The sequence below is a fragment of the Thalassospira sp. CH_XMU1420-2 genome (genome assembly GCF_037029325.1).
In the GTDB taxonomy this organism is placed as follows: Bacteria; Pseudomonadota; Alphaproteobacteria; order Rhodospirillales; family Thalassospiraceae; genus Thalassospira; species Thalassospira povalilytica.
This window is the reverse complement of sequence record NZ_JAYMEG010000002.1, coordinates 296,533-309,122: the sequence shown is the minus strand read 5'-3', so window position 1 is coordinate 309,122 and position 12,590 is coordinate 296,533. Positions and strand designations below refer to the sequence as shown.

General features: G+C 55.7%; 12 protein-coding genes. 3 read left to right on the top strand and 9 right to left on the bottom strand.

The window, feature by feature from the left end; genetic code table 11:
- Positions 1–11 precede the first annotated feature (11 nt).
- The gene (locus WA429_RS06115; protein WP_287465631.1) at positions 12–908 is read right to left on the bottom strand and encodes a DMT family transporter; all 897 of its coding nucleotides are present in this window, start codon (positions 906–908) and stop codon (positions 12–14) included.
- Positions 909–1,051: 143 nt separating this feature from the next.
- On the opposite strand from WA429_RS06115, the gene WA429_RS06110 reads away from it, so the two are divergent.
- Positions 1,052–1,492, top strand: a complete 441-nt coding sequence (locus tag WA429_RS06110; protein ID WP_068517488.1) for an Lrp/AsnC family transcriptional regulator — start codon at positions 1,052–1,054, stop codon at positions 1,490–1,492.
- A gap of 97 nt (positions 1,493–1,589) precedes the next feature.
- Here the strand turns inward: WA429_RS06110 and WA429_RS06105 are convergent, their stop codons facing one another.
- Positions 1,590–2,579: an AraC family transcriptional regulator gene (locus tag WA429_RS06105; RefSeq protein ID WP_287465633.1), complete on the bottom strand. Its 990-nt coding sequence runs from the start codon at positions 2,577–2,579 to the stop codon at positions 1,590–1,592.
- 113 nt (positions 2,580–2,692) lie between these two features.
- The gene (locus tag WA429_RS06100) at positions 2,693–4,087 is read right to left on the bottom strand and encodes a DUF2254 domain-containing protein (protein ID WP_287465635.1); all 1,395 of its coding nucleotides are present in this window, start codon (positions 4,085–4,087) and stop codon (positions 2,693–2,695) included.
- Between the two features lie 267 nt (positions 4,088–4,354).
- On the opposite strand from WA429_RS06100, the gene WA429_RS06095 reads away from it, so the two are divergent.
- Positions 4,355–5,101 carry a TetR/AcrR family transcriptional regulator gene (locus WA429_RS06095; RefSeq protein ID WP_287465636.1) on the top strand — a complete coding sequence of 249 codons (747 nt, stop codon included), beginning with the start codon at positions 4,355–4,357 and terminating at the stop codon, positions 5,099–5,101.
- Positions 5,102–5,186: 85 nt separating this feature from the next.
- Positions 5,187–6,446 (top strand): MFS transporter, encoded by a 1,260-nt coding sequence (locus WA429_RS06090; RefSeq protein WP_287465637.1) that lies wholly within the window; start codon positions 5,187–5,189, stop codon positions 6,444–6,446.
- 46 nt (positions 6,447–6,492) lie between these two features.
- Here the strand turns inward: WA429_RS06090 and WA429_RS06085 are convergent, their stop codons facing one another.
- From WA429_RS06085 to WA429_RS06055, 6 genes are all read right to left on the bottom strand, one after another.
- Positions 6,493–7,344 carry a tetratricopeptide repeat protein gene (locus tag WA429_RS06085; RefSeq protein ID WP_101247546.1) on the bottom strand — a complete coding sequence of 284 codons (852 nt, stop codon included), beginning with the start codon at positions 7,342–7,344 and terminating at the stop codon, positions 6,493–6,495.
- A gap of 215 nt (positions 7,345–7,559) precedes the next feature.
- Positions 7,560–8,984 carry an aldehyde dehydrogenase family protein gene (locus tag WA429_RS06080; RefSeq protein ID WP_287465639.1) on the bottom strand — a complete coding sequence of 475 codons (1,425 nt, stop codon included), beginning with the start codon at positions 8,982–8,984 and terminating at the stop codon, positions 7,560–7,562.
- A 68-nt stretch (positions 8,985–9,052) separates the two neighbouring features.
- A complete protein-coding gene (locus WA429_RS06075; protein ID WP_206927982.1) occupies positions 9,053–9,784 on the bottom strand; it encodes an MBL fold metallo-hydrolase in 732 nt (243 codons plus the stop codon).
- Positions 9,781–10,902, bottom strand: coding sequence for an ABC transporter ATP-binding protein (locus WA429_RS21420; protein ID WP_353799162.1), 1,122 nt, complete (start codon positions 10,900–10,902; stop codon positions 9,781–9,783). Before WA429_RS21420 ends, WA429_RS06075 begins: the two co-directional genes overlap by 4 nt.
- Positions 10,899–11,690, bottom strand: a complete 792-nt coding sequence (locus WA429_RS06060; RefSeq protein ID WP_287465641.1) for an ABC transporter permease — start codon at positions 11,688–11,690, stop codon at positions 10,899–10,901. The genes WA429_RS21420 and WA429_RS06060 overlap by 4 nt, the downstream gene beginning before the upstream one ends.
- 1 nt (position 11,691) lies before the next feature.
- A complete protein-coding gene (locus WA429_RS06055; protein WP_287465642.1) occupies positions 11,692–12,555 on the bottom strand; it encodes an ABC transporter permease in 864 nt (287 codons plus the stop codon).
- Between the last annotated feature and the right edge of the window lie 35 nt (positions 12,556–12,590).

The following is a 12,590-nucleotide window of genomic DNA, read 5'->3' as shown; positions in this document are numbered from 1 at the left end:
GTCGGGGATTGTCAGGGCGCCACATTGCGTTGTGTGCGAGGGCGGATGATTTGCCAGCCAAGGTTCATGCCTGCTGCGGCAATCAGGATGGCGATGGCACCGATGATCTGAGCGGTATCAGGGCGATAGCCCAAAGCGATCAGGTCAACAATGATCGCCACCACCGGATAGATGAAGCTGAGCGATCCTTGCAGATGGGTCGGCAATTTCTGAACTGCGCCATACATCAACACATACATGATCCCGGTATGGACCACCCCGACCGTGATCAGGGAACCCCAACTGATTGCCGTGGTTGGCAGATTTTCAAAATCGGCAAATGGCGCAAGCATCACAATACCGATACAGACCTGAACAAGGGCGATCAGATGGGGCGGGGTGCCTTTGAGCTTTTTGGTGATGATCGCTGCCGTTGCCCAGAAAAACGCCGCCCCAAGCGCCATCAGAATGCCACCGGCATAATCCGATCCGCCAAGGCCGCCCCGGGGTTTGCCTGAAATGATCAAAAGCAGACCGGCAAAGGCAATGCCAAGCCAGACGAATTTGTTGATGGTCAGTTTTTCACCGAAAAAGGCCGCACCAAACAACACCAGCATAAAGGGCTGGGTGTTATAAACCGCGGTCGAGACCGAGATTGAGGCCATCGAATAGGACTGAAACAGCATGTACCAGTTGGTGACGATGGCAACCCCGCCAAGGGCGGCCCAGCCCAGCATGCGCACATTCAAAAGCCCGCGCAAAAGCCCCATGGTCGCACAGATCACCAAAAGCGAAAGCGCCCCAAAGAAGCAGCGCCAGAAAACCACATCCATGGCCGGGCGGTCCGCCATCACAACAAACCAGCCAATGGTGCCCAAAATTGTCATGGCAGCCGTCATTTCGATCGTGCCGCGGACTTGTTCTTTCATCGCAAAGCTCCGTTCAGGAAGTCATTTGATGGGATTACTTTCCGCTTTTTGGGGCGGGTTTTATATGGCTTGTGAAAGGTGAATTTGGCATGTAGCCTTTTTAATCAAAGCCGGATCGTCAATTTCGTGGAATTTGTAAAGTCATGGACGAGATCGATCAGAAGATTCTGAAAATCCTGATGCGTGATGCCCGGATTTCGCAAAAGGAACTGGCCGCCAAGGTCGGACTTTCCGCCCCCGGTGTTGCAGAGCGGGTCCGGCGGCTTGAAGAACGCGGGGTCATTCGCGGTTTCACCATTGATGTTGACCCCGAAGCCTTGGGATATCCGTTGCAGGCGATTGTGCGCATTCGGCCCTTGCCCGGCAAATTGCATATTGTTCAGCAACTGATTTCCGAAATTCCCGAATTTGGCGAATGTGACAAGGTGACCGGCGATGATTGCTTTGTCGCACGGCTTTATATCCGGTCGATGAAGGAACTGGACGGGTTGCTTGACCAGATTGTCGACAAGGCCGAAACCAACACCGCCATTGTCAAATCCAAGCCGGTCGAACGCCGGATGCCGCCACTTTCGCCGAAATGAGTGTGCGGCCTTGCGCGAGGCATCCGGTGCCATTCGCCATACGCTAAACGCTAACCGCCATGCGCGATGCCCCATGGGTTGCCTGTGCGCACGGTGTTTATGCCAGTGGCAGCAAGATATCGGTAACGGCCTGATGGTCCGGGACGTCGGGGAAAAAGGCGACGCGCTGGAAAACAAGCGGGAAGTCGCCGGGCGTTTCACCGCTTTGCGGCAACCAGTCGCGATAGAGTGCAAGCGCACTGTCACCAAGTGTCTGGTCGCTTCCGACATGACGCAATTTCGCATATCGCCCGGCCGGGATTATCAGGGGATAAAGACCGGCTTTTTCATCCTCGGCTGTCAGGGGCTGTGTTGTGGCAACGCAAAGCCCCATGCGAAAATCATCGGGCGGTGTATCATCGGGATTGCACCAGACAATATTGAATGTCGCGTGTTTTGACGGGTGCAGATGATGGATTTTGCGCCAGGCAATAAAACGTTGAATGGTCTCGCCGATGCGCGCAGGCGGGCCGACATGATCCAGACAGGCGGTTGGTGTTTCGGGGAAGTCGATGATTGAAACCGCAGTGTGATCGGGGCTGGTCATCGTGTTTCTCCTGATTGTCAGCAACCCGTCATAGGGGGCCTGCCAATTGTCCCAATCGGTGGATTTGCGAAAGTCGCGCGGGGCGATCCCGTGGATCTGGCGAAAGGCGCGGGCAAAGGATTCCGGCCCCTCGTACCCGGCATCAAGGGCGATTTGCAAAACCGGGACGTCTTGGCGAAAGGCCAGCATATGGGCGGCACGGCGCATCCGGATCAGGCGGATATATTGCCCGACATTCATCCCGTAAAATGCCGCAAATTGCCGATGGAAATGAAAGATCGAAAAGGCAGCAATGCCGGCCAGGGTTTCAAGCGACAGGGCCTTGTCATCCCGAATTTCGGAACTGGCATCAGGGCCGGTATCAAGATTGGTATCAAGACTTGTATCAATATGGGCAATGACCCGGTCAAAACGGCGGGCGATGTCTGATTTTGCCGGGGCATTCATGATGGCGTGGCCTGACGGTTGCGATTGCTGATTACGGGCTTGATCCTGTGCCATCATGCACAAATCCGCTGACAAATACCTGACCGATCTTGCGGATTTGTTTCGGGTGTTCGGAGATACGGGAATGTGGTCCTGTGCCGAGCTGACAGCATGTTGGTCGGGATGCGTCAGGAAACCGAATAATCATCCTTGGCCTGTTGTTGGCGCAAGACGCGGTTAACGGCGCGTTCGACGGCCTTGCGGTCGGTGGCGTCCGCAATATCACGTGCAGCGGCCCGACCGATCAGGCGCGCATGTTCGCGCAGGATTTCCAGATGTTTTGGATGCTTGGCAAGGCCGGTCAGGCTTTCAAGGACCTCTGCCATCGGCAAAAGGACGTCGGGTTTGGCGCTGGCCGATTGGCGGATCTGGTTAAAGGCCGCGTTCATCATGCCGCCGAAATCCGACAGATGGGCGCAGATGCGTTCCTGTCCCTGATCATCGCGCCAAAGTCCCATCGGATAATGGAAATCCATCGCCTGTGGCAAGGCACGACCGAGCCGATGGATCACGGCAATTGCGGTGAACGGATCATTGATTCCGGGGGAAAGGGCGCGCAAGGCGACCTCGACCAGTTGTCGCAGGGCAAATTCGATATCAAGCATGGCGGTGCGCTGACTGCCGATCATGATCTGTTGGGCGATGGCGTCATGTATTGCATCAGATCGGGGGTCAGAAGGCCCGGTGTCGGAAGGCTCGGTGTCAGACGGCTTGGTGCCGTTGTTTTCATCCTTGCCGATTTCACCGATAATATCACCGGCAATCACATGCTGTCCGGCGCGGACAGTCAGTGCGACACGGATATCGTGCTTGATGGCAACATCAAGCAGGTCGTCATAATCAATGCCCTGCACATAGCCCGATTTTGCTGCCGTGATCGTGCGATCCGACGTGTTGGCACCCGCATCGGGCAGGGTGCAGCTTTCCCCGGCGGCATTGTCAATCGGCCCTGACAGGGTTTCAAGCGACGAGGAAATCGTTTCTTCAAGATTGGCGCCGACCTTCTGGATCACGTGATCGGCAACGATGGAACGTCCGAGATGATGGACAAACAAAATCAGCACAAACAGACTGACGACAAAAAGCGCAATGCCGGTCATGGCGGCGATCTGCGGGACCGCGCCATCATCGGTCTGCCCGCCCATCAGGACCAGGCCTGTAATCAGAAACAGGATCGTGCCGACGAAACTGCCCAACGCATTTTGGGTTTTGGGATCGCCCATGAAGTTGCGAATGGTGCGCGGCCCCAGCGACCCGGCTGCAAGGGTAAGCACCACCATGGTGACCGACAGCGCAAAGGTGGTCATCGTCACAAGCGTCGCCAGCAGCGTCGATGTCAGATCCTGGACCGTTTCAACCGTTTCAAAACGCGGCCAGAAATCCGGCAGGCTTGCAATGATATCTTCGCCCGGCAACCGGATGGCCAACAGTGAAAGCACCGCACCGCCAATCGCATAAAGCAACGGGGTGAACCACAGGCTGTGGCCGACAAATTCCCATATTCGGATAAAGCGGTGAAACATGTGCTGTGATCCTGTTGTGAATGCGTGCCCGGGCGACAAATGCCGCCCGTCGGCAAAACCGGACCGGGACAGCGATCAACATATAAACGTCTGGAACTGTGGCCGGTTCCCGGTTTGCTGTTGTGCTGGTCCGGGTCGATATCGCGCAGATCATTTTTGCCGGTTATTGCGGTCAATGTCTCCTGACTTTTTGGGGGAATGACACCTATGCAAAAATCACGATTGCCCGTGTTTGAAAAATGAACCAAATTCGATTTTACGTCAAAAATGATCCAACGGGTAGAAGGCCGCATTGGCATGGTTGCGCAAAACCGCATGGAAAAACGCCAGCAACGCGAAGAAATGATCCTTGATGCCGCCGGGAAACTGATTTCAGAAGTCGGTTTTTTCGAGCTCAAGATGTCGGATATTGCGCGGGTCTGTGACATTTCGGTCGGTACCCTTTATGGACATTTCGCCAGCAAGGAAGATTTGCTGATCGGGCTTGCGGTCATGGCCGGTGCCAAACGCGCCGAAAAGTTTGATATCGCACGCAATCATGATGGCAGCGCGATTGAAAAATACATCATCGCCAATCTGCTGGATCTGGGGTTTTCCATCGATCATCCGCAATTGTTCGAGGCGGAATATCTTGCCCTTGCGCCGTCGGTCTGGAAACGTGCGACCCCGGTCCGCCATCAGGCCCAGCTTGATCAGATCAATGCCATCACCACGATGTTTCAGACCTTCCTGACCGAGGGGGAGGATGAACTTGGCATTGCCCCGGATATGACCAGCCGCAGCCGCAACCTTAACCTTGGCAGTTGGGGGCTTGGTTACGGGATCAATGTGCTGGTTCTATCTGAAATCACCGACCGCCATTATGGACAGGAACTGCGCAAGAATGCGGTCAGTATCCTGTGCGACGGTCTGGCCGACCTTATGATCGGGGCCGGGTGGCAGGTCGATGATGCCAGGGCCAAGGTCCGTGCCCTTGCCGCCACCTATGTCGATGCCCCCGGTTTTGACCGATGAATTGAAATAACTTCTATCGCCCTTTTGCCCACCAATAGCCCCTAACAACCGTCGCTTACCAGCGCAGCGCCCCACGGAGTTCCCCATGTCGCAAGAAAACAAGGCAATGTCGGCGGTCTTTTTGACCGTGCTGCTCGGCTTTGCCGGGTTCAGTTTGCCCTATCCGGTCTTTGGACCCATGTTTCTGAAACCTGAACTTGGTTTTCTTGATCCATCCATTCCCGAACAATATCGCACCATCCTGTTGGGCGTTGCCATGGCGCTTTATCCCATCGGGCAGTTTATCGGTGCGCCGTGGCTTGGCCGGTTATCGGACCGGGTTGGCCGCAAACCGGTTTTGATGGCATCGCTGTTCGGGGCGGCCAGTGGCTATATCGTTGTTGCCATCGGGGTGGCGAGCGCCAATTTGCCGCTGGTTCTGATCGGGCGGTTTGTATCGGGCCTGTGCGAAGGCAATATGGCAATTGCCCAGTCCATTGCATCGGATATCAGCACCCCGGCAAACAAGGTCCGTAATTTCGGCCTGATCACGGTGGCGATCAATGTCGGTTGGATCGTCGGGCCGTTGATGGGGGGCTTTTTCTCGGACCCGTCCATTCATCCGTCCTTTAACGTGTCCTGGCCGTTCTTCTTTGCCGCGGGCATGTATGGCTTCAACCTTCTGGTCGTTGCGGTGGTCCTGCATATTCCGGAATATGCCCGCCGTCGCGGACGGACCAAGGATGATCAGGCGATTGCCGGGCGGACTGTCTGGGCGACCTTGACCGATCCTGTGCTGTTGCCGGGCTACGCGGTTTCATTTGCCAGCTATTTCGCGATCTATCTGTTTTTCTGCTTCTTCGGGGTTTACCTGGTACAGACCAGCGATGTGACCAGCAGTTTCCTTGGCATGTGTTCGGCGATCATTTCGATCCCGCTTATTCTGGCCGGGTTGACTGTGGAACACGCACAGCGCCCCTTGGGCCTTCGCGGGGTGGCGGCCCTTGGACATATGTTGCTGGCCATCGGTTTGATTACCTTTGTCCTGCCTGACGGGCTGGTCTGGGTGTTTGTGCCGATGTGCATTGCTGCCTTCGGGATTGCATGGTGCGAAGTTACCACCAGCCTGTTCATTTCAAACGGGGCCGGTGCCCACGAGCAGGGGCAGGCATTGGGCATTTACCGGTCCGTGCATGTTCTGGCCGAAGCCGCAGCAGTTTTGACCGGCGGGGTTCTGGCCGGGCTTGATAATACATCACCCTTTATGGTCGGGGGGATCGCGGCATTGATTTGCGTGATCGGCATTCTGGGCTGGGTGAAATCATCCGCCCTGATCCCGGCCCGTGCGGATGGCGCGGCGGAATAGACATCCGGAAAATGAAACGCCCGCATATCAATGCGGGCGTTTTCCATCAGATATCGGTCGGATCATGCGGGGCCAGTGCTGCACGCCGGATCAATGCCTGTGCAGTATCATTTTCCTGACGGTTTTTATCAGGCAGCTTTGCCACCTGATCGGCAAGGGCGCGGATATCGTCCAGATCTTCCATATCGCCACAGATTTCCATGACCCGGCCCCAGATCGCATCATGATCCATACCGCCCATCACGGTAAGGGTGATGGCGCGGTTAAGGGTGGCTTCACGGTGTTCGGGATCTTGCGACAGGATTTGCTCAAAGGTTTCAAAACCTGCGATTAGATGACCTTCGCGCAGATTGATCACACCAAGATCGTTTGACGCAGTCAGTGACGATGGATCAATGCGCAGCAATTGTTCAACAGCGCGTCTTTCCCCTTCAAGATCGTCACTGGCGCGATAGCACGCCGCCATCAGCCGGTGAATGGTTTCCGATCCCGGACTGTGATGTGCCGCGGTCTGAAGGGCGGAAAGGGCATTGTCACTTTGATCAAGTTCAAGCAATGCCTGCGCGCGCAAGGTCAGAAGTTCCGGGTCGGTCGGTTTGGCGCGCAAAACGATGTCGACATGATTAAGCGCGTCGCGCGCATCACCGTTTTCAAGCAGGGCGCGTGCAATGTGATAGAGGCAATCGGCATTGTCCCCATCAGATTGCAGCACCGTGCGATATTCACCGAGTGCTTCGGTAATCGAACCTTTTTCATGCAGGGCACGGGCCAGACCAAACCGTGCTTCAAGATTGTCCATATCTTCGCCAAGTGCCTGACGAAGCATATTGATGGCGGCGTTATATTGCCGCCTTTTCAAGGCAGCAAGCCCCATGTCAGCAAAGGACATGGCATTCATTTTTCGTCTCCCAATCCATACGAAATCCGTTCCCCGGATCATCAGATTTATCGATTTACGATGGGATTATAATGGCCGGGCCGGGCATTGCCACTATTATGTCATTTGGGAACTTTTTACGGCAATGGCACCTGCTGGTTGCAAAAAAGACAGGGCCCCGGAATTGTCCGGGGCCCTCTCCAATGTGCAATGTGCCGGAATGCGTGCCGTGCAGATCACGGCTTATGCAGCATTTTGATTTCCATGAAATCTTCAAGACCAAACAGACCGCCTTCGCGCCCGATGCCCGATTGTTTATAGCCGCCAAACGGGCTTCCCGGACGGGGGAAGGCACCGTTGATGCGGATCATGCCCGCACGCAGTTTGCGGGCAACGCGGTCGGCCTTGGCATCATCGGGGGTCTGGATATAGGCCGCCAGGCCATAGGGCGTGTCATTGGCAATTTTGATGGCTTCTTCCTCGGTGTCGAACGGGATCATCGCGACGACCGGGCCAAAGATTTCTTCGCGGGCGATGCGCATAGTGTTGTTCACATCGGCAAAGATCGTCGGTTTGACGAAATAGCCTTCATTCACCCCGTCGGGCTTACCAACCCCGCCAGCCAGAAGGGTTGCGCCTTCGTCAATGCCGGCCTGAATAAGGGTTTGCACCCGGTCAAACTGGATGTGGCTGACCAGCGGGCCGATATGATCGCCTTTGACCCGCGGATCGCCAACCTTGGCGGCATCGCCGACGCGTTTGGCAACCTTGACGGCCTCGTCATAAATCGATCGCTGAACCAGCATCCGGGTCGGTGCATCGCAGGTCTGGCCGGAATTGTTGAAAACATCAAGAACGCTAAACGTGATGCGGTCTTCGATATCCACATCGTCAAACACGATGTTTGGCGATTTGCCACCCAGTTCGAGGGTAACGCGTTTGACGTTTTCGGCCGCATCCTTGGTGATCGCCTTTCCCGCGCGGGTCGATCCGGTAAAGGACATCATCGCGATATCGGGATGGCGTGAAAGTGTCGCACCGGCCACCGGACCCGCGCCCTGCACAAGGTTGAAGGCCCCGGCGGGGAAGCCTGCCTCGTGGATCATTTCGGCATAAAGCGTTGCATTAAGCGGGGTGAATTCGGATGGTTTGAGAACACAGGTGCAGCCAGTTGCAAGGGCAGGAATGACTTTCAGAACGATCTGGTTGATCGGCCAGTTCCAGGGCGTGATCAGGCCGCAAACCCCGATCGGCTCACGCAACAGCGTTTCCCCGTTATGCAGGGTTTCTTCGAGTTTGAGTTTTCGCAAAACATCAATGAAATCGGCAAGATGGTCGGTTCCGGCCGCGGCCTGCTGTTCATGGGCCATGGTTGTGGGCGCGCCAAGTTCGGCGGTGATGGTATCGGCGACCTCGGAATAGCGGCGCTTATAGATCGCAAGCAGATTTTCAAGCCAGCCAAGGCGCTGTTCAATGGTGGTCTGGCTATAGGTTGCAAAGGCGCGTTTGGCCGCAGCAACCGCAAGATCGACATCTTCTTCGCTGGCCAGCGTGATTTGGGTGATCACTTCTTCGGTGGCCGGGTTGATCACATCCATTTTCTCGGACGAAATCGGATCAATCCATTTGCCATTGATGTAAAATTTGCCTGCGTTTTCCATAGGAAGCCTTCCTGATCGTATGGGTGTATCTGGCGCGGTCTGATGCGGTCGGCATCAAACCGGTATCTTCAGGTCCGTTCCCTCAGCCAGCTTTTTATAATCTCGCGGTGGCGTTCGCCGCTGTAACTGGCAAAATGTCCGCCATGGACGACACGAACCGGCAAGTCATAAAGCCGTTCCATCGATCGCACATAATCCTTTGCATTCGCATGATAAGTGTCTTCGATCAAAGGTCCATCATAAACAATATCGCCCGAAAACAGGATGCCGGTCGATGCTTCCCAAAGGGCAATGCCGCCCGGCGAATGGCCCGGTGTGTGGATGACTTCGAAATGCCGGTCGCCAAGATCAATCACGTCGCCATCTTCGACAATCCGGGTCGCCGGGGCGGCCTTGACTGCATAGGTGGTCGAGGCGTAGGGAAGCGGTGGCAATTTCGTAAAGATCTCGTCCGTGACATAGGGATCGGCAAGGGTGTTTTGGCGCGTCGGGTGGGCAAGAAGGTCTGCCTCGCAGCGATGGCAGATGCGGTTTTCAAATTCGTGATGGCAGCCGATATGGTCAAAATGCGTATGGCTGGCAACCGCCTGAACCGGGCGTTCGGTGACCAGCGGTACCCAGTCGGTCAATGACACCACACCCATGCCGCTATCAACCAGCATGTCGCCATCGCGCCCGCGAATGTGCCAGATATTGCAGCGATAAAATTCTTCGATAAACGGTTCACCGATATAGGTGACATCATCGCCAACGGATTTGGTGCTGTACCAGTCTTCGGGTTTGGCATGTTCAAGGGTCATGATGCCAGGGCCTCCTGCGGCTGGGCGGGGGTGGCGTGACCGGGGAGAATTACCACCGATGACGGATCGATGGTCAGGTCAATCCATGCGCCGGGCTCGATCGTTGCCGATTGCGGCATATGGGCGGTGATCGTCATGTTGGGATAATCAGCCGGACTTAGATGCGCACGGTGATGGGTGCCAAAAAACGACCCGTCTTCGACCTTGGCAGCGCCAAGGGTGATGCGCGGGCCTGCCCCCGTACTGGCGCGGAAATGTTCGGGGCGAATGGCCAGGGTGATTTTCTGTCCGGCGGAAATGGCCGGATCGGCCAGTGCCGTTTCGGGCAGTTTGACCGCGCCCAGAACCGTATTGATGTGAATGCCGTTATCGGTTTTGGCATCAACCGTGCCGGGAATGAAATTGACCTCGCCCATGAAGCTTGCCGAAAACACGGTTTTGGGCCGCATATAGATTTCTTCGGGACGACCGACATCTTCGATCTTGCCTGCATTCATCACGACAATGCGGTCGGCAATTGCCATGGCTTCTTCCTGATCATGGGTAACATGAACAAAGGTGGTGCCAACGCGTTTCTGGATGGCTTTCAGCTCATCCTGCATCTGGCGGCGCAGTTTCAGATCAAGCGCGCCAAGCGGTTCATCAAGCAACAGCACATCTGGTTCAACCGCAAGCGCACGGGCAAGGGCAACGCGCTGGCGCTGCCCACCGGAAAGCTCGTGGGGCTTTTTGGATGCCGACGCCTTAAGCCCGACCATCTCAAGAAGTTCTTCGGCCCTGGCATGGCGTTCGGCCTTGCCGACCTTGCGCATTTTAAGGCCAAAGGCGACATTGTCGCGCAAGGTCATGTGCGGAAACAGGGCGTAATCCTGAAACATCGTGGTGGTCGGGCGTTTGGATGGTGCCACGGACCCCATATCGCGCCTGTCAATTTCAATCACCCCGCGGGTTGGCGACAGAAACCCGCCCAGAAGCGACAGCAAGGTGGTCTTGCCACAGCCCGACGGGCCCAGAAGAACGATGAATTCACCCGCCGCGATTTCAAGGCTGACATCATCAAGTGCGGTAAAATCGCCAAAGGTTTTGGTGGCATTGCGAATGGAAACAGGGGCGGTCATTTCTTTGCCGTCCTTCTAAAGACAATCAGTTCAAGAATAAGCAGCAGCGCAACCGATACCAGGAAGACAACGCTTCCGACCGCGTTGGTTTTCGGGTTCAGGCCCGATCGCAGCATGCTCCAGATTTCGACAGGCAGGGTGACGTCAAACCGTGACAGCAGAAACGCGATGATAAATTCGTCCCAGCTGAACGTGACCGACAGGAAAAATGCCGCCAAAATCGATGGCATCAACATCGGGGCAGATACCTGTGTCATCACCTGCCATTCAGCCGCCCCAAGATCACGCGCGGCGCGTTCGATGTTTTTTTGATGATCGCCCATCGATGCATAAATGATGGCAAAGCACAGCGGCAAATTGATCACCACATGCCCGATGCCAACGGTCCAAAGCGACAGGGAAACCCCCACCCAGTTAAAGGTCGACAGCAAACCAAGCGCAATGATCAGGTAGCTGACCGTCATCGGTGCCACCAGAAGCCCGCGCTGAAGCCGGGATGCCGGAAGAACAAAACGCGCCAGCCCGTAAGCGGCACAGAAACCAAGTACACAGGCAACAAGCGACGACCCGATGGCCACCATCAAGGAATTGCCAAGGGCGGACATCAGACGACTGTCGGTAAAAACCTCGCCATACCATTTAAGGGTCGCACCGTTAAAGGGCGGCACGGGAAGGCGCCCGTCCTGAAATGAAAACAGCACAAGGACCGCGACCGGCAAAAAGATAAAGCCGTAAAGAACCGCCAGATAAGCCCAGGAAGCGATTTTGGAAAGGCGTGAAGAGATCATTTTATGTTCTCTCCATCTTGAGCCAGCGCGCACAGGCAATATAGGCCAGCGTCACCACCGCCATCAGAATGATCGAAAGCGTTGCCGCCATCGGGAAATCGGCCCGCCGGCCCAGTTGCAACATGATGACCTGTGGCAGGGCCAGTTCATTATTGCCGCCCAAAATCTGGGGCGTGATGTAATCGCCGATACACAGCACAAATGTCAGAAACGCGCCAACCATGATGCCCGGCAAGGTCAGCGGCAAGACCACATGCCAGAATACCTGAAACCCGTTGGCGCCCAGATCGGCCGCCGCCCGGCGATAATTTGGCGGCATCTGCACCAGATTGGCATAGATGGTCAGGGTCAGAAGCATGACAAAGAAATGCACGAACCCGATCACTGTGGCGGTGCGTGTGCTGGCCAGTTCAAGCGGTTCGGCAATCAGACCGACATGCAAAAGCGCATTATTGATCACGCCGTTTTTGGCCAGAACCAGAAGCCAGGAATAGGACCGCACCACATAGCTGGTCCAGAATGGCAGGATCGCCAAAATCAATGCCATGCGCTGCCATTTTTGCGGGACGCGCTCGGCAATGATCCAGGCCAGCGGATAGGCCAGGATCACCGAAATGATGGTGACGGTGAATGTGATTTCCAGCGAGACAAAAAGCCCCTTGAGCAGATGGGCCTTTTCAAAAAACGTAATGTAATTATCCAGATTCCAGGTCATCACGATGTCGCGGCCCTTGCGGGTGGCAAGGCTGATCGCGGCCATGACAACAAACGGAATGACGAAAAACGCGACCGTCCACAAAAGTGCAGGGGTGACAAATCCCCATGCGCGGCGATTTTCGCGTGTTTCAAGGGTGGCTTGGGCCATCACGGTGTCCTTTGTCGCAACACAGGCAGTTTGCC

Coding starts and splice junctions, on each gene's coding strand:
- WA429_RS06075 (WP_206927982.1), bottom strand. CDS start 9,784: ATGACCCTTGAACATGCCAAACCCGAAGACTGGTACAGCACCAAATCC.
- WA429_RS06105 (WP_287465633.1), bottom strand. CDS start 2,579: ATGGCACAGGATCAAGCCCGTAATCAGCAATCGCAACCGTCAGGCCAC.
- WA429_RS06085 (WP_101247546.1), bottom strand. CDS start 7,344: ATGAATGCCATGTCCTTTGCTGACATGGGGCTTGCTGCCTTGAAAAGG.
- WA429_RS21420 (WP_353799162.1), bottom strand. CDS start 10,902: ATGACCGCCCCTGTTTCCATTCGCAATGCCACCAAAACCTTTGGCGAT.
- WA429_RS06080 (WP_287465639.1), bottom strand. CDS start 8,984: ATGGAAAACGCAGGCAAATTTTACATCAATGGCAAATGGATTGATCCG.
- WA429_RS06110 (WP_068517488.1), top strand. CDS start 1,052: ATGGACGAGATCGATCAGAAGATTCTGAAAATCCTGATGCGTGATGCC.
- WA429_RS06115 (WP_287465631.1), bottom strand. CDS start 908: ATGAAAGAACAAGTCCGCGGCACGATCGAAATGACGGCTGCCATGACA.
- WA429_RS06060 (WP_287465641.1), bottom strand. CDS start 11,690: ATGATCTCTTCACGCCTTTCCAAAATCGCTTCCTGGGCTTATCTGGCG.
- WA429_RS06095 (WP_287465636.1), top strand. CDS start 4,355: ATGATCCAACGGGTAGAAGGCCGCATTGGCATGGTTGCGCAAAACCGC.
- WA429_RS06055 (WP_287465642.1), bottom strand. CDS start 12,555: ATGGCCCAAGCCACCCTTGAAACACGCGAAAATCGCCGCGCATGGGGA.
- WA429_RS06100 (WP_287465635.1), bottom strand. CDS start 4,087: ATGTTTCACCGCTTTATCCGAATATGGGAATTTGTCGGCCACAGCCTG.
- WA429_RS06090 (WP_287465637.1), top strand. CDS start 5,187: ATGTCGCAAGAAAACAAGGCAATGTCGGCGGTCTTTTTGACCGTGCTG.